This window comes from Aequorivita sediminis (assembly GCF_032080575.2).
Lineage (GTDB): Bacteria > Bacteroidota > Bacteroidia > Flavobacteriales > Flavobacteriaceae > Aequorivita > Aequorivita sediminis.
On the sequence record NZ_JAVLSO020000004.1, the window covers coordinates 55,902 to 75,152 of the forward strand.

Here is a 19,251-nt window from a genome sequence, read left to right on the forward strand (position 1 = left end):
TCTTAAATCCGAATTGATATTTCTGAAATTTTCAAACCTATCACTTAACCTTTATTTAAACTTCTGGTAAAGTCTAAGTCGAGAAGCCGTGCGTCCTTTGCAGAAAAAACTATGGACATTTTTTTATACGTATTTGCAGCACTTTTCTCGGTTATAAACCCCTTAGGCACTGTTCCAATATTTGCTGGCTTAACTACTGAAGAGACAAATCGAGAACGCAATCAAACTGCATTATTAACTTCCGTTAATGTGGTTGTGATTTTAATAATTTCATTTTTTGCAGGAACCTATTTATTAGACTTTTTCGGAATAAGTTTAAACGCTTTGCGAATTGCAGGGGGAATGATAATCGTTACCTCTGGATTTGCCTTGTTAACAGGAAGTTTTTCAAAACACAAGGGAATGAAAAACAAACGCGTAAAAAAAGATTTAGACAAGCGTGAAAAATTCTCGCTTACACCACTAGCAATACCCATGCTTGCCGGGCCTGGATCAATTTCTTTATTAATTACATTTAATCAAGAATATCAAGAATGGAGTGAAATGGCATTCGTTATCCTCGCAGTAGCAGCCGTTGGTATCGCTACGCTACTTATTTTAAGAAGCTCCCATTATATAAGCAAAATATTAGGAGCTTCAGGAATTAATGCTATTTCTAGAATAGTAGGATTTATTGTAATTTCTATTGGTGTAGAATATATCAGTTCTGCAGTTATTTCAACTTTGAAAACTATATACAACTAAAATCTAACTTCTATTCTTCAATAGTGCTCCGCCTACAAGTGCTAATACACCTATACCTATCATCCCTAAAGTTTGATTAGACATACCTTCTTTTGCATTAACTTCTAAAGGACCTAGTTCTAGAACAGATTGAGGAACAAATGCATTGTAAAGACCAATAATTATTAGAGCTACTCCAATAACAAGAAGGGCTACTTTTAAAATTTTCATAGAAAGATATTTGTTTGGTTGAATTCTTAAAGATAGGGTATTACTTATAAATGTCTAATATGTTAACTTCAAATTAGCATAGCTTTAAATATTTTTCAATTACTTTTAAATAAAACTATAATCTTTGAAAATACTACTAACTGGTGCCAATGGATATATTGGTATGCGATTACTACCCGAACTTCTACAAAACGGTCACGAAGTAATTTGCGCCGTTCGAGATAAAAACAGACTTCCTTTAGATCCTGAAACCACAAAAAAAGTTTCAGTTGTTGAAGTAGATTTTGCTGAAGAGGTAAACACAGACGATTTTCCAAAAGATATTGATGCTGCGTACTACTTAATTCACTCAATGAGTAGCTCCACTACAGATTTTGACGAAATGGAAGCGAGGTCGGCAATTAACTTTAATAAATATATGGCTACTACTTCTGTTAAGCAGGTTATTTATTTAAGTGGAATTGTGAATCAAGAAGAATTATCTAAACATCTCTCTTCAAGAAAAAAGGTAGAAGAAATACTGTACAAAGGAAATTATAATTTAACGGTACTACGTGCCGGAATAGTAGTTGGAAGCGGCAGCTCTTCTTTTGAAATCATAAGAGACTTATGCGAAAAGTTACCTGTAATGATTGCACCAAAATGGTTAAAAACAAGAATACAACCTATTGCAATTCGCGATGTGATTAACTTTTTATACGGAGTTTTAGATAATGATAAATGCTACAATCAATCTTTTGATATTGGAGGGCCAGACATTTTAACATACAAAGAAATGCTGATGAAATACTCCAAGATTCGAGGTTTAAAACTTTGGATTATTCCAGTTCCCATTATGTCTCCAAGACTCTCTTCTTATTGGTTGTATTTTGTAACCTCAACTTCATATAAGTTGGCCGTAAACCTAGTAGATAGCATGAAGATGGAAGTTGTTGCTAAGGACAATAAGCTTCAAGAAATTTTGAATATGCAGCCTATATCTTATGAAGAAGCAATTAAAAAAGCTTTTGAAAAAATCGAACAGAATCTTGTTGTATCGAGCTGGAAAGACTCCTTAGTCGCTGGAAGAATCACAAATTTGAAACAATACATACAGGTTCCAAAATACGGGTGTTTAAAAGATGAAAAAGTTGTTGAAGTAGAAAATCCTGAAATGGTTTTGGAAAATATTTGGGCTATCGGCGGTGAAAATGGCTGGTATTACGGAAATTATCTCTGGAAAATACGTGGTTTCGCAGATCGCTTATTTGGTGGTGTAGGGTTGCGCCGAGGCCGTACCGACCCAACAAGAATTAATACGGGCGATGCTTTAGATTTTTGGCGTGTACTCTATGCCGATAAAGAAAATAAAAGATTACTTCTATTTGCTGAAATGAAACTACCTGGTGAAGCTTGGTTAGAGTTTTGTATCAACGAAAAAGATGAACTCATACAAACAGCAACCTTTAGACCCAAAGGTATTTGGGGAAGGTTATATTGGTATGCAATGCTTCCGTTTCACTATTTTATATTTGATGGAATGATTCGCAATATCAGTAAAACTCAGCCGAAAAATTAGCTTATTCTTTTGGAAGAAAAACTTCAGCCATCATACAGCGGGCACTTCCACCTCCGCAAGTTTCGATGGTAGTAAGTTTGCTACTTAAAATTTCGCAATGCTCTTCAATTTCTAAAATCTGTTCTTTAGTCAAGCTTTTGTGTGCTGCCGTACTCATTACTAAGTACTTCTTATCTTTACCTTGAACTTGTAGCATATTGCCTGCGAAATGATGCATCTGTTCTTCAGTAATAGCAATTACTTTTTTACCATCTTCCTTTAAATGGTGAAGTACATTTTTCTTTTCCTTGGCATCGTCAATGGTATCTAGGCAAATAACACAAAAGTCTTCTGCTAGACACATCATTACGTTTGTATGGTAAATTGGCAATCGTTTGCCATCCACGGTTTGATTTGCTGTAAAAATTACTGGTGTATATTCAAAGTCTTCACAAAACTCAATCAATAACTCCTCGTGAGCACGTGGAGAAAGCGCGCAATATGCTTTCTTATTCACACGATCAAGCAATAAATTACCTGTTCCTTCAAGAAAAACACTTTCATCTTCAGCAGAGGTATAATCGTAGATATTGTTAATTACAAATCCTTCTTTTTCTAGACGCTCCAAAATCTCTTCTCGTCTTTCGCGACGTCTGTTTTCAGCAAACATAGGATACAAACCTATATCACCATTTTGATGAAAACTAATCCAATTGTTTGGAAAGATAGAATCTGGAGTATCCATTTCTTTAATATCATTTTCCACAATTACGTGAACACCTACTGCGCGTAATTTCTCTACAAAGGCATCAAATTCGAATTGAGCATTTGAATTAATTTCAGCATTTTTTAATGCTAAATCCTCCTGAAAAAAGTTATTAACCGCCGTTTCTTCGTTCATCCTAAACGCTACTGGGCGAATCATTAAAATTGTATCTGTAATTTGTTTTGCCAATTGAAAAAATTTTAGGCTGCAAATTTAAGTGAAATAAAACAGATAAAAAACGGTTTTGACAATGTAAATTTACTAGTTAAATGATAAGAAAAACCGGGGAAGAAACCTTCTTTTTATAAAGAAAATAGCTAAAAATAAGTAGCCATTATTAAGAAACTAAAAATCATTGGTTAAGCACACAAAAACCCTGAATCATCAAAAGACTTACCGCCGTATTCTTGAAGAAAAAGTTGATACCTATGGAGTTGTAGATGGCCCGTTTTAAGACAGCCTAACAATGTTTCTTCTAAATCGGTATATGAAAGCATATCTGCTAAGGCAGTATTCATATCAAAAAGTCGAACTGGATCTTTAGTAAGAGGCTTAGCATTTGAAGTATAAATCTGTTTTGTTTGGTAATCTATTTTTACATTTACCGCTTCAAAAGAAAACTTAAAAAATTCTTTGTGAAAATTCTGAAATCGCTTATTAGGTATATCTTCGAATTTACAACTCTTATTAATTAAGGTTTTTATTTCTTTTAAAATTAGCATCTCATCGCTCTCCATACGTATTGTATTTTTGTTCAATACAATGAAGATACGAAGGTTTGGTAAAAAGTAATATGCTAAAACAACAATTTGGCGTTAGTTTAACGCCAAGAGAGTCAGTTAGTTAAAAAATTATAAAAGAAATCACTTACCTACCTCTAACCCCTCACTTTCCCAGTTAAGAAAACCGCCTTTTAAATCATATATTTCTTCAAATCCTAAACCCTTAAGAATCGTTGATGCTTTTTCGCTTCTTCTTCCGCTTCGGCAATAAAGATAAACAGGCTCTTTGGGATCTAAGTCTTTTATTTTACTTGCAAAATCATCTTGTAGAACATCGATATTCAGTGCATTTTCAATATGTCCAGCTTCAAATTCTTCGGAAGTACGAACGTCTAATAATTGCACTTCGCTTTTTGAAATAGCCATTTCAAATTCCTGTGGGGGAATTACGCTTACTTCTTGATTTTCAGCTTTATCTTTGCATGAAGTAAAAAGCAATAGCAAGGTTAGCCCGAATAAGGTTATTATATTTTTCATTGTACTAATTTTATTCAACAATTTCGCCTTCCCACTCTGTAATACCACCTTTAAGATTGTATGCGTTCTTTACTCCAACAGAGTTTAACAACATACAAGCCTGAGCACTTCTACCCCCAGAACGGCAGTAAACGTAATAGTTTTTTTCAGGATCTAATTCCTTTGCTTGCTTCAGGAATTCGGCTCCGTTGTATATATCAATTTGTTTTGCTTCAGGAATATGACCCTCCTCAAATTCTGCGTCGGTACGAACGTCAATTATTACTCCTTTATCGTCGTTTTTGAGTTGTTCAGCCCACTCTTCTTGTGTAAGATCTGCCATAGTAAATTATTTTTTTGGTAAAATTAAGCAATATGTTCTAAGCAAAACAAAATTTCAAATATTAATAAATAGAATTACAATTTTTGTAAAAAAACTTTCTATCTTTAAACTTTCAAAATTATGAACACATTTACAACAAATACTTGGTGGTGGAAAAACTTACGGAAAACGTCGTGAGCGAAACACCTATGGTATAAATTATATACAAAAAGGCTTGTCATTCACGACAAGCCTTTTTTTTTGGCTTCGCCTCCGCTAAGCCGCCAAATTTTATAATAAGATAAATACAAATAGTCGTTGATTAGAATTAAAACGAAGACTTATGATATACAAGTTAAAAACATATTCAAAAAAGTTACTCTCAGACACGCTAACCCCAGTGTGTATTTACCTGCGACTACGCGATAAATTTCCGAATAGTCTTTTACTTGAAAGCAGTGATTATCACGCCAACGACAATAGTTTCACGTATATCTGCTTCAACCCTATTGCTTCAATAAAAGTTGAGAACGAAACTATTTATCAGCAATTTCCGGATGGAGAAAAGACTAACATTAAGATTAATAAAAACACCTTACTACCTATAATAATCGATGAATTTGCTTCTTCTTTTACCTCAGAATCTAACGACTATAAATTCATAAACAATGGGCTCTTTGGGTATATGGCCTTTGATGCAGTTCGTTATTTTGAAGATATTAAGCTCACAAAAAAAGAACAGAACCTTGGTATCCCTGATATTTATTACGCGGTATATCAAAACATAATAGCCATCAATCATTTCAATAACGAGGCGTATATTTTCGCACATACCTATAATACTGAAAATAACATTCCTGAGATTGAGCAAATATTAAAATCGAAGAGTTTTGCCGAATATTCATTTCAAACGAGTGGGGCACGAACCACCAATATCGATGATGATGATTTTAAAACTTTAGTGTTAAAATGTAAAGAACACTGCCAACGTGGTGATGTGTTTCAAATTGTTCCGAGTAAACGATTTTCGCAAAAATTTACAGGGGATGATTTTAATGTTTATAGGGCGTTACGCAGTGTGAATCCATCACCATACCTTTTCTATTTTGATTATGGAAACTTCAAAATCTTTGGAAGTTCTCCAGAAGCTCAGTTAGTAGTTAAGGGAAATACTGCCGAAATCCATCCCATTGCAGGAACCTTTAAACGTACTGGAAATGACGAACAAGATGCCGAATTGGCAAGAAAGCTTTCTGAAGACAAAAAAGAAAATAGCGAACACGTTATGCTTGTTGATTTAGCGCGTAACGATTTAAGTCGTCACGGCTCTAATGTAAAAATTGAAATCTACCGCGAAGTTCAGTTTTTCTCACACGTTATACATTTAGTAAGTAAAGTTACTGCAACAAAAAACACAAATACACCCACAATGCAGATTGTGGCAGACACATTTCCTGCGGGAACTTTAAGTGGCGCTCCAAAATACAAAGCCTTGCAGTTACTAGAAAAATATGAAAACAGGAGCCGTGAATTTTACGGAGGTGCCATAGGGTTTATGGATTTTAACGGTAACTTTAATCACGCTATTATTATCCGATCTTTCGTGAGTAAAAACCACACCTTACATTATCAAGCTGGAGCTGGTGTGGTTTCTGAAAGTAATGAAGAAAATGAACTACAAGAAGTTTATAATAAATTAGGCGCACTAACTAAAGCACTGGAATTAGCAGAATCCATCTAACTTAAAAATGGTTCTAAACTATTAGGTATACAATAATTTAAATGAATAGATCAATTTTAAAATGAAAATACTAGTAATAGATAATTACGACAGTTTCGTTTACAATTTAGTCCACTATTTAGAGGAATTAGATTGCGAAGTAACTATTAAGCGCAACGATAAGTTTTACTTAGAAGAAGTTGAGAATTACGATAAAATTTTGCTTTCACCGGGTCCAGGGATTCCCGATGAAGCAGGTTTGCTGAAGGAAGTAATACAAAAGTATGCTTCCTTAAAACCGATACTAGGCGTTTGTTTAGGGCAACAAGCAATTGGCGAAGTGTTTGGTGGAACATTAGAAAATTTAAGCAAAGTCTTTCACGGAGTTGCCACCACCGCTACCATTGTAAAGACCGATGACCCCCTTTTTAAAGGATTGGAAAAAGAATTTGAAATAGGACGATATCACAGTTGGGTTGTTTCAATAGAAGGCTTTCCTAAAGATTTAGAAATTACTTCATTGGATGAAAACGGACAGATAATGTCGCTACGTCATAAAGTATACGATGTTTGTGGGGTTCAGTTTCATCCTGAAAGCGTGCTTACCCCAATGGGAAAACAGATTATAAAAAATTGGATTGAAAGCTAATATGAAAGAAATTCTAAACAGATTAATAAATCACGAGCATCTTGAAAAAGAAGAAGCGAGAGCAGTCCTAGTAAATATTTCGGAAGGCAAATACAATCACAGTCAGATAGCTGCTTTCTTAACGGTTTATATGATGCGAAATGTGTGCCTTGAAGAGTTAGAAGGGTTTCGTGATGCTTTGCTAGACCTTTGTTTGTCTGTAGATTTTAGCGATTACAACACCATAGATTTATGCGGCACCGGGGGCGACGGAAAAAACACGTTTAACATTTCAACTTTAGCGTCTTTTGTTACTGCTGGAGCTGGAGTAAAAGTCACAAAACACGGAAATTACGGAGTATCCTCGGTTAGCGGAAGTAGTAATGTAATGGAAGCCCTAGGAATTAATTTTACAAATAATGAAGACAGCTTAAAGCGCTGTTTAGAGAAGGCGGGAATTTGCGTTTTACACGCTCCATTATTTCATCCTGCAATGAAAAATGTTGCTCCCATTCGAAGAGAGTTAGGCGTAAAAACCTTCTTTAACATGCTCGGCCCCATGGTAAATCCTGTGAATCCAAATAATCAATTAGTTGGAGTTTTCGATTTAGAGATGGCAAGAATTTATGGTTATCTCTATCAAAAAAGTGAAAAGAATTATGCTGTGTTACACGCAATTGATGGTTACGATGAAATTTCGTTAACAGGACCCACTAAGATAATTTCAAATAATTCTGAAGGTTTTATAAATGCTGAAAATTTTGGAGTGAATAAAATTCAGGAATCAGAAATCTATGGTGGCAAAACAGTAAAAGAATCGGCAGAAATCTTTCAGAATATTTTAAACGGCAAAGGTACCGAAGCTCAAAACAATGTAGTTTGTGCAAATGCAGGAATGGCAATTTCAGTTGTTGAGAATTGTACAATTCTTGAAGGTTTTGAAAAAGCCAAAGAATCACTGCAATCTGGAAAAGCTTTGAATTCATTAAGAAAATTACAAGAACTTTCTAGATAAAAATTTAAATAAACATCTGCTCAAGCGCTGTTAAAACCTGAAGTCAAACGGAAAACTTAATTATAAATAAAATGACAATCTTAGATAAAATAACAGCTTACAAGCTAAAAGAAGTTGCTGCCAAGAAGAATGCAATTCCAACTCGTCTATTGGAAAAATATCCTTTGTTTAAAAAAGAAACGAAGTCGTTAGCTAAGGTTTTACAGATTTCAACTACGGGAATTATTGCCGAACACAAGCGTCGCTCCCCTAGCAAATCGGTTATTAATGATAAAGTTTTAATCCAGGAAGTAGTAACTACTTATGAAGAAGCTGGAGCTAAAGGAATTTCAGTATTGACGGATTCTAACTTTTTTGGAGGTTCGTTAGATGATTTATTGGTTGCTGAAAAGCATACTTCAATTCCAATTTTAAGAAAAGAATTTATAGTTGATCCTTATCAAATTTACGAATCGAAAGCTTACGGCGCAGATGCAATATTATTGATTGCTGCTTGTCTTTCTTCTGAAGAATTGAAGCAGTATTCCCATCTAGCAAAATCTTTAAATCTCGAAGTGTTGTTGGAAGTTCACAATTTAGAAGAACTCGAAAAATCATTATTACCCAATGTAGATATGATTGGTGTAAACAACCGAAATCTAAAAAACTTTAAAGTAGATATAGAAACAAGTAAAAAATTATCGGAACATATACCCGATGATTTTGTAAAAGTTTCTGAAAGCGGAATTAGCGATATTGAAACCATTTCAGAACTAAAAACTTATGGATTTCAAGGGTTTTTAATAGGTGAAAACTTTATGAAAACCGAAAACCCTGGAAAAACTGCTAAACTTTTTATAAGCTCCTTGGAAGTTTTAAAACCTACAAGGTAAAATAAAACACACCTATGAATGTTAAGCTGAAAATCTGCGGCATGAAACACAACCTCGCTGAAGTAGCAAAACTTCAGCCAGCTTATTTGGGATTTATCTTTTATGATAAAAGTCCTCGGTTTTTCAATGCGGAAGAAATCCCGCAGCTACCTCCAGGCGTTAAGAAAGTTGGTGTTTTTGTAGATGAAAACATTTCAAAAGTTATTGAATTGACTAAAAAATATACATTAGATATAATACAACTTCACGGTAACGAAACCAATGCGTATGTACGGGATTTACAATCTAATCTTGAGTTTTCAGACACTCTTGTTTGGAAAGCTTTTAGTCTTGATGATAAATTCGACTTTAGTGAATTATCGAGTTATCAAAATACAGTAGACAAATTTCTTTTCGACACAAAAGGAAAAGAAAAAGGAGGAAACGGCTACACCTTCAATTGGAAGGTTTTGAAAGACTATACATTAACAAAACCTTTCATTTTAAGTGGTGGCATTGGTTTGGATGAAATCGAATCGTTAAAAGAGCTTCTACAAACCGACCTCCCAATTTACGCAATAGATGTAAACAGCAGATTTGAAACTAAACCAGGGTTGAAAAATATTGAAGATTTAAAAAAGTTCAAAAATGAATTATAACGTTAACGAAAAAGGGTATTACGGCGATTTTGGCGGAGCATATATTCCAGAAATGCTTTATCCAAATGTGGAAGAGCTTAGGCATAATTATTTAAAAGTTATGAGGGAGGAATCTTTTCAAAAAGAATTCCGCCAATTACTCAAAGAATATGTAGGACGCCCTACTCCACTCTATTTTGCAAAACGTCTTTCAGAAAAATACAATACCAAAATTTATTTAAAACGAGAAGATCTTTGTCATACAGGAGCTCATAAAGTAAACAACACCATCGGGCAGATTTTAATGGCAAAGCGACTAGGTAAATCTCGTATAATCGCTGAAACAGGTGCAGGTCAGCACGGAGTTGCAACAGCTACCGTATGTGCTTTAATGGGGTTAGATTGTATTATTTTTATGGGAGAAGTTGACATAAAACGTCAAGCCCCAAACGTTGCTAGAATGAAAATGCTTGGCGCAAAAGTGGTTCCAGCAACAAGTGGAAGTAAAACATTAAAAGATGCTACCAACGAAGCCATTCGCGATTGGATTAACAACCCTGTTAATACACACTATATTATTGGAAGTGTTGTAGGGCCGCATCCATATCCAGATATGGTAGCGAGATTTCAAAGTGTAATTTCTGAAGAAATAAAAACACAGCTACGTGATAAAGAAGATCGAGAAAACCCAGACTTTATTGTGGCTTGCGTTGGCGGTGGAAGTAACGCTGCAGGAGCATTTTATCATTATTTAGACAATATAGACGTAGGACTTATTGCTGTAGAGGCTGCTGGAAAAGGCATTGATAGTGGTGAAAGTGCTGCAACTTCAGCATTGGGGAAAGTGGGAATTATTCACGGTAGTAAAACGCTATTAATGCAAACAGAAGACGGACAAATTACAGAGCCCTACTCCATTTCTGCTGGTTTAGATTATCCTGGAGTCGGACCCATGCACGCCAATTTATTTGCTTCAGGCCGAGGAGAATTTATCTCAATTACCGATGATAATGCGATGAAAGCAGGTCTTGAATTGTGCAAACTAGAAGGCATTATTCCCGCAATAGAAAGTAGTCATGCTCTTGCAATTTTTAAAACTAGAAAATTTAAAAAAGACGATGTGGTTGTTGTGAATTTAAGTGGCCGAGGTGATAAGGACCTTGACACTTTTATAAAATATTTCAACCTCTAAATAAATCTAAACCTATTTGGTTTAATTTTTAGCTATGAATAGAATTCAAAATAAACTTTCAGAAAAAAACCTGCAAGCCGACAAGGCAGGAAAACTACTATCAATCTATTTCACTGCTGGTTATCCAAAATTGGATGATACTGTTAAAATTCTTCAGCAATTGGAGAAAAACGGTGTCGATATGGTTGAAATCGGTTTACCTTTTAGTGATCCTTTGGCAGACGGCCCCACTATTCAAGAAAGTTCACAATTAGCTTTAAAGAATGGAATGACTACCGAAATTCTTTTTCAGCAACTAAAAGATGTTCGAAAAACTGTTTCAATTCCCCTAATAATTATGGGATATTTTAATCCTATTCTGCAATATGGAGTTGAAGATTTTTGTACAAAATGTGTTGAAGTGGGCATCGACGGCCTTATTCTACCCGATCTTCCCTTGTCGGAATACAAAGCACATTACCACGAAATTTTTAAAAAGTACAATTTGATAAATATATTTTTAATCACACCCCAAACTTCTGATGATCGCATTAGGCAAATCGATACAGCTTCCGATGGATTTATATACCTTGTGAGCAGCTCAAGTGTTACGGGGAATTCGGATGGATTCGATGAAAAACAAGAAGATTACTTTAATCGTGTGGCTTACATGCAGCTAAAAAACCCTCTAATTGTAGGATTCGGAATCAAGGATGCTACTACTTTTAAACAGGCAACTTCAAAAACTCAAGGGGCTATAATTGGTAGTGCTTTTATAAAAACACTTACTCGGGATGGTAAAAGTGGAATTTCAAAATTTATAGCTGCTATCCGTGAGGTTTAACCATTATTTAGCAAGAGTTTAATATAATTTGTACAAAGATTTCTGTAATTTGGTGGTAAATCAAAAAACAGAGAGATTATGGAAAAGAAATTTGAAAGGAAAAAAGAGCAAAAGAATCCAACCAACCCAACTGGGAAGACAAAACGCGAAACCAATGATTTTGATATTGACAAGAAGACAATCAAAAAACAACAAAATAAAAATTAAAATATTGTCAGGCTTACAACATTTGTGCAAATGAAAATATAATATCAAATTTTGATAATGGGAAAAGGAGATAAGAAAACCAAACGTGGAAAAATTAATATTGGCTCTTTTGGAAAATTGAGACCAAAGCGCAAAAAATTTAAAATCAGGAGTATGCCCACTAAGGGAACACAATTAAAATAAGAGTAAAATCTCATCAGTTAAACTATAAATGTGACCATTTATACATCTTTAAGGTATTTAGAATGACCAGTTTGTTCTAAATACCTTTTCTTTTTTAAATGATTCTTAAGAAACAAAGTCGAAATACTATCTTTGCAGCGAACTTATATTTAAGTAAATGAATCAGCCCGTTTCTGGATTTTCTAAAAAAACCAAAGCCGAAAAAATTGAATGGTTAGCAGAAAATTTTCTGCAAAACAATCCAAATTCCATTCAAATTTTAAAAGATTACTGGAATGAAGATGCTTCTTTACAGCAACTTCACGACGATTTTATCGAAAACACACTTTCAAATTATTACCTCCCATTTGGAATTGCACCTAATTTTCTAATAAATCAAAAGTTTTATGCTTTACCAATGGTAATAGAAGAAAGCTCAGTAGTGGCTGCAGCTAGTAATGCTGCAAAATTTTGGTTGGAACGTGGAGGTTTTAAAGCTGAAGTGCTTTCAACAGAAAAAAATGGACAAATCCATTTAAATTTCTACGGAAAGGAAAAGAGTCTTGAAACGTTTTTTGAAGAAATAAAACCTAAACTCCGAGAGAGCATTCAGTCCATTCAAAAAAACATGAAATCTCGTGGTGGTGGTCTTTTAGAACTTTCTTTTGTAGACAAGTCGCATATCTTAGAAGGCTATTTTTACATCCATGCTACCTTTGAAACCTTGGATGCCATGGGAGCTAATTTTATCAACAGTTGTTTGGAACAGATGGCTCAGGTTTTTGAGAATGAGGCTAGAAATTTTGAAGCATTTCAAAAAGAAAACACCTACCCCGAAGTGGTAATGAGTATTCTTTCTAACTATGTTCCTGAATGTTTAGTTCGAGCTGAAGTGAGTTGTAAAGTAAATGAACTTACAACAAAACACCACGATGGGAAACAGTTTGCTGAAAAGTTTGTAAGAGCTATTGAAATAGCGAAAACTGAAACGAGACGAGCAGTTACTCACAACAAGGGAATAATGAATGGCATAGATGCAGTGGTTTTGGCTACTGGTAATGATTTCCGTGCTGTTGAAGCTGGAGTTCATGCCTATGCTGCAAAAAACAACTACTACGGAAGCTTGACTCACGCTAAAATTGAAGACGATACATTCACTTTTTGGATTGAATTACCTTTAGCAATTGGAACTATTGGAGGGTTAACTTCGTTACATCCAATGACAAAACTTGCTTTTGAAATTCTACAAAAACCAGATGCTAAAGAATTGATGAAGATAATTGCAGTTGCTGGCTTAGCGCAAAATTTTGCTGCAGTACGTTCATTAGTTACTACAGGGATTCAAAAAGGACATATGAAAATGCACTTGATGAATATTATGAATCAAATGCAGGCTACTAAGGATGAAAAAAGTAAAGCCTTAGAGCATTTTAAAGAAAATGCTGTTTCCCATAGTTCGGTAGAAACATTTTTGAAAGATTTGAGAAGCTGAGGATTTTAGAAGAATAGAAAATTGATTAATAACTTTCATAGCAACGGAAAATTACTACTCACAGGAGAATATGTCGTTCTTCGTGAGGCGTCTGCTTTAGCGATTCCAACAGCTTATGGACAAAGTTTAAAAATTGAATTTTCAGAAATCAAGGGGCTCCAATGGGAAAGCTATGATGAAAATGATGCTATTTGGTTTTCAGACATTTTCGAACTTAAAAGTTTAAAAAGTAAAAATTTAGATAACTCAATTTCCAAAACCTTGTCAAATATTTTACTTGAGGCTAGAAGTTTGAATCCTGAATTTCTTTTAAATGAAACAGGGCTTCACGTTACTACTACACTCGATTTTCCTCGTAATTGGGGCTTAGGCACTTCTTCTACTTTAATAAACAACATTGCCCAATGGGCCAGTGTTGATGCATTTCAATTGCTTAAAAATAGTTTTGGAGGCAGCGGATACGATATTGCCGCGGCTCAAATTGATACTCCTATAGTATATAGGTTAAACAATAATATTCCCGAAATAAATAAAGCACATCTTCCATGGGATTTCACCGATTCGATATTTTTTGTTTATCTGAATCAAAAACAAGACAGTAAGCAAGGGATTTCAAGATTTAAAAAAGCGACTGTCACTAAGGCAACAATTAAGAGAATTTCGGAGATTACAAATTCACTTTTAGTCTGTAGTTCACTTCAGGAATTTGAGAGCTTGATGCATAGACACGAGCAAATTATTTCAGAAATAATAAACCTTCCTACAGTAAAGTCGAAGTTATTTAGTGATTTTTCAGGCACGGTAAAAAGTTTAGGTGCTTGGGGTGGCGATTTTGTTTTGGCTACGGGAAACAAAACAGAAATGGAATATTTTAAAGAAAAAGGATTTAAAATTATCGTACCTTTTTCAGATATGATTAAATCCTAAATCTGTATGAAACATATAATAATTGTCGTTTTTACGCTGCTTTCTGTAGGTATATCAAATTCACAAACAAAAGTTTATTCAGGAAATTCCAATTACAGCGGCGATATTATTTGCACAATTAAAAATAACAAAGTTTATAAGAAAAGCTCAAATTATTCAGGAGACATAATTTGTAACATTTCTGATAATAAAATTTACAATAAAAATTCAAGTTATTCTGGAGATATTCTTTATTCAATTTCGAATGGAAAGATTTATAAAGGCAATTCAAATTATTCTGGAGACATTGTTATGACTATTAAAGATGGGAAAGTGTATGATAAAAACTCCTCCTATTCTGGAGATATATTAGTGAATATAAGGGATGGAAAGGTTTACAATGGCAATTCCAATTACAGTGGCGACATTCTTTTTACAATAAATGACTTCGTTACTATTGAAGAATTTGTCGCGATTTATCACACTTATAAATACGTGTTTTAAAATAGCTTAAGAATAATTCATTTTTTTGCACTAATTAATACTTGCTATAAATCCATAAAAGGTGATTTTATAGCGAATAACGCTAGTTTAAACTACATTTGCTGCAAGTGAATTTTAAATTCAAAATTTTTAAAAACTTTATATTAAAAATTACAATCGTTTATTTTATTTAACCTAATGCAACTTAAGTTTCCACTCGCAGATGTTACCATTGATATAAGCAACACTAAAAAGGAAGTAGCAAATCCGCTTTACGATGATGGTTTTTTTAAATTAAACCAAAACGAATTTTCGATGACCGTAGATGGTGTGGGTTCATTCTATGCCTCTAGCGGCAATTATATATCCTTAGTTCTCGATCCTCAGGCTTCTCAAGCCTCTATTGAACTTTATTTAAACGGTTCCACCTACGGTGCTATTTTGCATCAACGCAAAATTATGCCAATACATGGTAGTTGTTTTACATATAACAATATGGGGATTATGCTTTGCGGAGAATCGGGCGCAGGAAAATCTTCGTTAACTGCCTCATTTTGCCACAACGGAAGTGCTTTTTTAACCGATGACGTTACCCCGATAGTATTTTCTGAAGGCTTGCCTTTTATCCTGCCATTGTCGGACAGGATTAAACTTTGGGATGATAGCCTAGAACAATTAAAACTTGAAAAGGGCGAGCTCGCGCAAATCTATCAAGATTATCAAAAATTTTATTTACCTGTTGATTCTGAAATAACCAACCCCTATCCATTACACCTTATATTTGTTATTGATGAACACGATAACGGGGAAGTCAAATTTACAGAATTGGAAGGCATAGCACGTTTTACAGCGCTACGAAATGAAATATACCGTTGGGAATACCTGCAAGGCATGGCAGCATCTGAGGCGAAATATTTAAATAATTTAATAGATATTAGCACCAACGTAAAAGTTATACAGGTTTTTAGACCAGAAGAAATTAAAATTGATACCCTACGTTCTATTTTAGCAAAAAAGATAGAAAGCTATACAAACCATGTAAGCCTTGACTAAAATTGGCGCACATATAAAAAGATTTTTTAAAATATCCTTTGCTGAAAAATTACTGTTTTTTGAAGCTGTATTTTACCTATTTACTGCAAAAATTCTTCTTTTAATTTTCCCCTTTAAATTTTGTGTTCGATTAATGAAATGCAAAAACTGCCGCGATACTAATATGGATTTAGAATATTTAAAACGTATAAAATCCGCGCTGCATAGAGCTAACAAATTGGCTTTTTGGAAAAACATTTGCTTGGTGCAGAGTGTTGCGGCACGATGGATGTTGCAAAGACGCAACATTGCCTCCCAATTTTCCTTAGGGGTTGCCCACGATAAGAACAAAAAAGTTATAGCCCACGCTTGGGTTAAGGTTCTTGATTTTGAAATTACTCATAAAGGTAACGATTATAAAGAGCTAATTAATTTTAGGTAATTTTTTAAGAAAAAAAATACTACCTTTGTACTACTTTAATAAATTAGTTATTTTTCACAAAGTTATCTTTAGCTTTTAACTGATTCAACCTATAAAAATTATAAATAAATGAATAATATTGAAAAGAAAAACTGGGAGACTCCAGCAGTAACAAAATTATCTGTAAAGGAATTAACTCAGACAGGGATAAAAAATGGAGTTGAAAAAGGCAACTCAAAGTCACCTTCATAGTTCCTAACTTATTTATTTTCATTTAATGCCAGAAGGCTCCCTTTCTAAATTTTAATAAATAGATAATTCTAACTAAATATCCAGATTTAGAATTATACATTGTTTTAGGAATATATATCTTATTACAAACAAACGGTGTTATTACCTTATGGCAATAATTTATGGAGGAATACAAAATCAATATTCTAAAAATTTTAACGATAACCTTTTTTCGATTCAAAACAATTTAAACTGGGTTGGCGCACAATTTCATGAAGTAAATTACAAAGATTTTAAGGGACGTATTTTAATTCATGAAAATCATCCATATTCTCCTACCCACTACTATGCAATAGACAAAAGTGTAGACACTCTAGTATTGTTTTCTGGTACACTTTATAATAAAGTAGATTTACTATCAAAATTTAAATTAGCGGACGATACTATGTCAACTGCCAATTTAATTTTATGTGCTTATAAAACCTGGGGTGAGCAATTTGTTTCTAAACTAAACGGGGATTTTGCAATCGTTATTTATGATTTTGCAAAAAGCGCCTTATATTTTTACCGAGACCACGTGGGGGTTCAACCTTTAGCCTACACCAAAAAGGGCGGAGATTATTTCTTTTCTTCAGATGCGATTGCACTATGTAAATCGCTCTATAAGGATGTTGACAAAGGCTATTTATTAAAATGGTTATCTGGAGCCTATGGGATGTACTCTATACTACCTAGTAATCGAGTTCAAAAAATAAAACCAGGGCATTATTTAAGTATTTCTGCTAATTCTTTAAAAGAAAATAAATACTGGTTCCCCGAAAAAATTAAAATAGATAAACATCTAACCTTAGACACTGTTAAATCTGAAATCACAGCTTTGCTTCAAAGAGCGGTTAGCACTCGTGCCGATAAACGGTTTTTTGCCTCGGCGCATCTAAGCGGGGGTTTAGATTCGAGTATAGTAGCGAGTTTGGCAAAAAAAGAATATGCACAACAAAAAGATTTTTACGGCTTTTCGTGGTCTGCTGCGGAAGAGGGGACAGAGAATATTAGCTTCGATGAGCGACAATTGGTTAAAGACACCTGTGAACTTACTGGAATAAAAGAAGTTCCATTTTTTATTACAGATAAAGATTATAAGGAATATGAAGATGATTGGAGAATTGCAACCTATTTATATGAAGAAGTAAAAACGCGAAAAGATGCGCAAAACCTTGGTGTCAACCTAATTTTTAGTGGTTGGGGAGGCGATGAATTTATAAGTATAAACAATAGAGGAATAGACGCCGATCTTTTTTTTAATTTACAATGGGCAGCTCTTTTAAAAAAGCATCGAACTTATAACCCAATAAGTTTAGTGAAAAGATTATTAGTCAATGTATTAATTCCTGTTTTTTATCCTCAACTATATTTAAGAGATTCTGAAAATTTTAATATTCAACGGTATTTTCACTTATCACGTTCGGAAAGGAGAAAGGTTAATTATTATCCAATGTCTTATAAATCAAGACAAGAGGTTCATCTAAAATTATTTAAGGAAAATCATCTTGCCGATCGAACAGAAGATTGGGCGGTAAATGGTTCTAGAAAAGGTATTGAATACAGATATCCGTTACTTGATAAAGATATAATCGAATATATATTAAAGGTACCTTCTAGATTACTTTATAAAGATGGGTATAGACGAATAATATTACGGGAGATTAGTGAAGGTCTACTCCCAGAATCAGTACGCTGGCACAGGTCCAAATTCGATGAAGTAAAATTTGCTGGGGAAAAGAAATTGCTAGATGGCTATTGTAAAACTATAATGGACAATCCAATAAAAATGGAATCTAATCCTCTCTTAAATTTTATAAATTTTAAAGTGTTATTTAAAGATACTCGTAATGCGTTTGAGAAAGGGGACATGAATTATTCCGGCACACATTGTAGAACAGTATTATATATCAAAAAAATGCATAAGTTTATAGAGGCCTATAAAAGTTAATACTTCAACAAATCGAAGTTTTTGTGAAGCGGCGGATAAGCAATTATTTTTAAATACAAACACAACAAATGAATTTAGAAAATTCAAATATAACTCCTGAACAGGAAATTTGCATAAAATGTGGGTTGTGTTGTGATGGAACACTTTTTAATCATGCCGTTCTTCGAAAGGACGAAAAAGAATCGCTGCCACCTCTTATCGCGAAAAGATATATGCAAACCGAAACTGGAGAGGCATTTAAACTTCCCTGTCCTTATTTTGATAAAAAATGCACCATCTACGATCAAGAAAAACCAGATGTTTGTTCTAGTTTTCGATGTCAACTATTAAAAAATTTATCAAAAGAAAAAACAACCAAAGTTGATGCCGCACAAATTGTAGAAAATGCGATGGAATTACGGAGTGAAATTTTTGCACTTTACGAGAAGGTAAATACAACTAAGGAACCTATGTCTTTTAGAGATATACTTTTTGATTTAAGAGTAAGAACTGAAAAAAACGAATTAGAAAATATTAAAGACCCACAATTGGATTTATTGATGTTTAAGTCTCATATTTTGGAAATACTTTTAATAAAATACTTTAAACCTTCAGATGAATACCAAAAACTGGTAATGAAGTAACAAACAATTAAAATTTAAGC

General features: G+C 33.9%; 24 protein-coding genes. 19 read left to right on the plus strand and 5 right to left on the minus strand.

All coding sequences use genetic code 11. The features are described from left to right. Positions 1-111: 111 nt before the first annotated feature. A complete protein-coding gene (locus tag RT250_RS08630; protein ID WP_313114015.1) occupies positions 112-744 on the plus strand; it encodes a MarC family NAAT transporter in 633 nt (210 codons plus the stop codon). Positions 745-747: 3 nt separating this feature from the next. Here RT250_RS08630 and RT250_RS08635 read toward each other — a convergent pair whose 3' ends face one another. Then, positions 748-954: a hypothetical protein gene (locus tag RT250_RS08635; RefSeq protein ID WP_313114016.1), complete on the minus strand. Its 207-nt coding sequence runs from the start codon at positions 952-954 to the stop codon at positions 748-750. Positions 955-1,078: 124 nt separating this feature from the next. Between RT250_RS08635 and RT250_RS08640 the strand changes: the two genes are divergently transcribed. Next, entirely contained in the window at positions 1,079-2,512 is a 1,434-nt protein-coding gene (locus RT250_RS08640; protein ID WP_313114018.1) for an SDR family oxidoreductase, read from the plus strand. A 1-nt stretch (position 2,513) separates the two neighbouring features. Here the strand turns inward: RT250_RS08640 and ctlX are convergent, their stop codons facing one another. The 4 genes from ctlX to RT250_RS08660 form a co-directional block, all read right to left on the minus strand. Further along, entirely contained in the window at positions 2,514-3,416 is a 903-nt protein-coding gene (gene ctlX / locus RT250_RS08645) for a citrulline utilization hydrolase CtlX (protein ID WP_313114321.1), read from the minus strand. A gap of 200 nt (positions 3,417-3,616) precedes the next feature. Beyond that, on the minus strand, positions 3,617-3,994 hold the full coding sequence (locus RT250_RS08650) for a hypothetical protein (RefSeq protein ID WP_313114019.1): 378 nt from the start codon (positions 3,992-3,994) through the stop codon (positions 3,617-3,619). Positions 3,995-4,120: 126 nt separating this feature from the next. Continuing rightward, the gene (locus RT250_RS08655) at positions 4,121-4,516 is read right to left on the minus strand and encodes a rhodanese-like domain-containing protein (RefSeq protein WP_313114021.1); all 396 of its coding nucleotides are present in this window, start codon (positions 4,514-4,516) and stop codon (positions 4,121-4,123) included. Between the two features lie 10 nt (positions 4,517-4,526). Further along, entirely contained in the window at positions 4,527-4,838 is a 312-nt protein-coding gene (locus RT250_RS08660) for a rhodanese-like domain-containing protein (protein ID WP_271393956.1), read from the minus strand. A 322-nt stretch (positions 4,839-5,160) separates the two neighbouring features. Between RT250_RS08660 and RT250_RS08665 the strand changes: the two genes are divergently transcribed. From RT250_RS08665 to RT250_RS08745, 17 genes are all read left to right on the plus strand, one after another. Continuing rightward, entirely contained in the window at positions 5,161-6,558 is a 1,398-nt protein-coding gene (locus RT250_RS08665) for an anthranilate synthase component I family protein (protein WP_313114023.1), read from the plus strand. Between the two features lie 61 nt (positions 6,559-6,619). Further along, complete coding sequence (locus RT250_RS08670; protein ID WP_313114025.1) at positions 6,620-7,186, plus strand: anthranilate synthase component II; 567 nt, start codon at positions 6,620-6,622, stop codon at positions 7,184-7,186. Position 7,187: 1 nt separating this feature from the next. Then, entirely contained in the window at positions 7,188-8,180 is a 993-nt protein-coding gene (trpD, locus tag RT250_RS08675) for an anthranilate phosphoribosyltransferase (protein ID WP_313114027.1), read from the plus strand. A gap of 71 nt (positions 8,181-8,251) precedes the next feature. Then, positions 8,252-9,052 carry an indole-3-glycerol phosphate synthase TrpC gene (trpC, locus tag RT250_RS08680; protein WP_313114028.1) on the plus strand — a complete coding sequence of 267 codons (801 nt, stop codon included), beginning with the start codon at positions 8,252-8,254 and terminating at the stop codon, positions 9,050-9,052. Positions 9,053-9,093: 41 nt separating this feature from the next. Further along, positions 9,094-9,690, plus strand: coding sequence for a phosphoribosylanthranilate isomerase (locus tag RT250_RS08685; protein WP_313114030.1), 597 nt, complete (start codon positions 9,094-9,096; stop codon positions 9,688-9,690). After that, positions 9,680-10,861, plus strand: a complete 1,182-nt coding sequence (gene trpB, locus RT250_RS08690; RefSeq protein ID WP_313114031.1) for a tryptophan synthase subunit beta — start codon at positions 9,680-9,682, stop codon at positions 10,859-10,861. The genes RT250_RS08685 and trpB overlap by 11 nt, the downstream gene beginning before the upstream one ends. A 34-nt stretch (positions 10,862-10,895) precedes the next feature. Further along, a complete protein-coding gene (gene trpA / locus RT250_RS08695; RefSeq protein ID WP_313114033.1) occupies positions 10,896-11,684 on the plus strand; it encodes a tryptophan synthase subunit alpha in 789 nt (262 codons plus the stop codon). A gap of 78 nt (positions 11,685-11,762) precedes the next feature. Continuing rightward, the gene (locus tag RT250_RS08700; RefSeq protein WP_313114034.1) at positions 11,763-11,891 is read left to right on the plus strand and encodes a hypothetical protein; all 129 of its coding nucleotides are present in this window, start codon (positions 11,763-11,765) and stop codon (positions 11,889-11,891) included. 57 nt (positions 11,892-11,948) lie between these two features. Further along, entirely contained in the window at positions 11,949-12,074 is a 126-nt protein-coding gene (locus RT250_RS08705) for a 30S ribosomal protein THX (RefSeq protein ID WP_313114035.1), read from the plus strand. A gap of 157 nt (positions 12,075-12,231) precedes the next feature. Next, entirely contained in the window at positions 12,232-13,545 is a 1,314-nt protein-coding gene (locus RT250_RS08710) for a hydroxymethylglutaryl-CoA reductase, degradative (protein ID WP_313114036.1), read from the plus strand. 21 nt (positions 13,546-13,566) lie between these two features. Beyond that, positions 13,567-14,472 (plus strand): GYDIA family GHMP kinase, encoded by a 906-nt coding sequence (locus tag RT250_RS08715; RefSeq protein ID WP_313114038.1) that lies wholly within the window; start codon positions 13,567-13,569, stop codon positions 14,470-14,472. Between the two features lie 6 nt (positions 14,473-14,478). Continuing rightward, on the plus strand, positions 14,479-14,955 hold the full coding sequence (locus tag RT250_RS08720; RefSeq protein ID WP_313114040.1) for a hypothetical protein: 477 nt from the start codon (positions 14,479-14,481) through the stop codon (positions 14,953-14,955). Positions 14,956-15,132: 177 nt separating this feature from the next. Next, positions 15,133-15,987 (plus strand): hypothetical protein, encoded by an 855-nt coding sequence (locus RT250_RS08725; RefSeq protein WP_313114042.1) that lies wholly within the window; start codon positions 15,133-15,135, stop codon positions 15,985-15,987. Next, positions 15,980-16,408 (plus strand): lasso peptide biosynthesis B2 protein, encoded by a 429-nt coding sequence (locus RT250_RS08730; protein ID WP_313114044.1) that lies wholly within the window; start codon positions 15,980-15,982, stop codon positions 16,406-16,408. Before RT250_RS08725 ends, RT250_RS08730 begins: the two co-directional genes overlap by 8 nt. Before the next feature lie 108 nt (positions 16,409-16,516). After that, positions 16,517-16,639: a hypothetical protein gene (locus RT250_RS08735; protein ID WP_313114047.1), complete on the plus strand. Its 123-nt coding sequence runs from the start codon at positions 16,517-16,519 to the stop codon at positions 16,637-16,639. Between the two features lie 148 nt (positions 16,640-16,787). After that, positions 16,788-18,608, plus strand: coding sequence for an asparagine synthase-related protein (locus RT250_RS08740; RefSeq protein ID WP_313114049.1), 1,821 nt, complete (start codon positions 16,788-16,790; stop codon positions 18,606-18,608). 68 nt (positions 18,609-18,676) lie between these two features. Continuing rightward, entirely contained in the window at positions 18,677-19,231 is a 555-nt protein-coding gene (locus RT250_RS08745; RefSeq protein WP_313114053.1) for a YkgJ family cysteine cluster protein, read from the plus strand. Positions 19,232-19,251 lie beyond the last annotated feature (20 nt).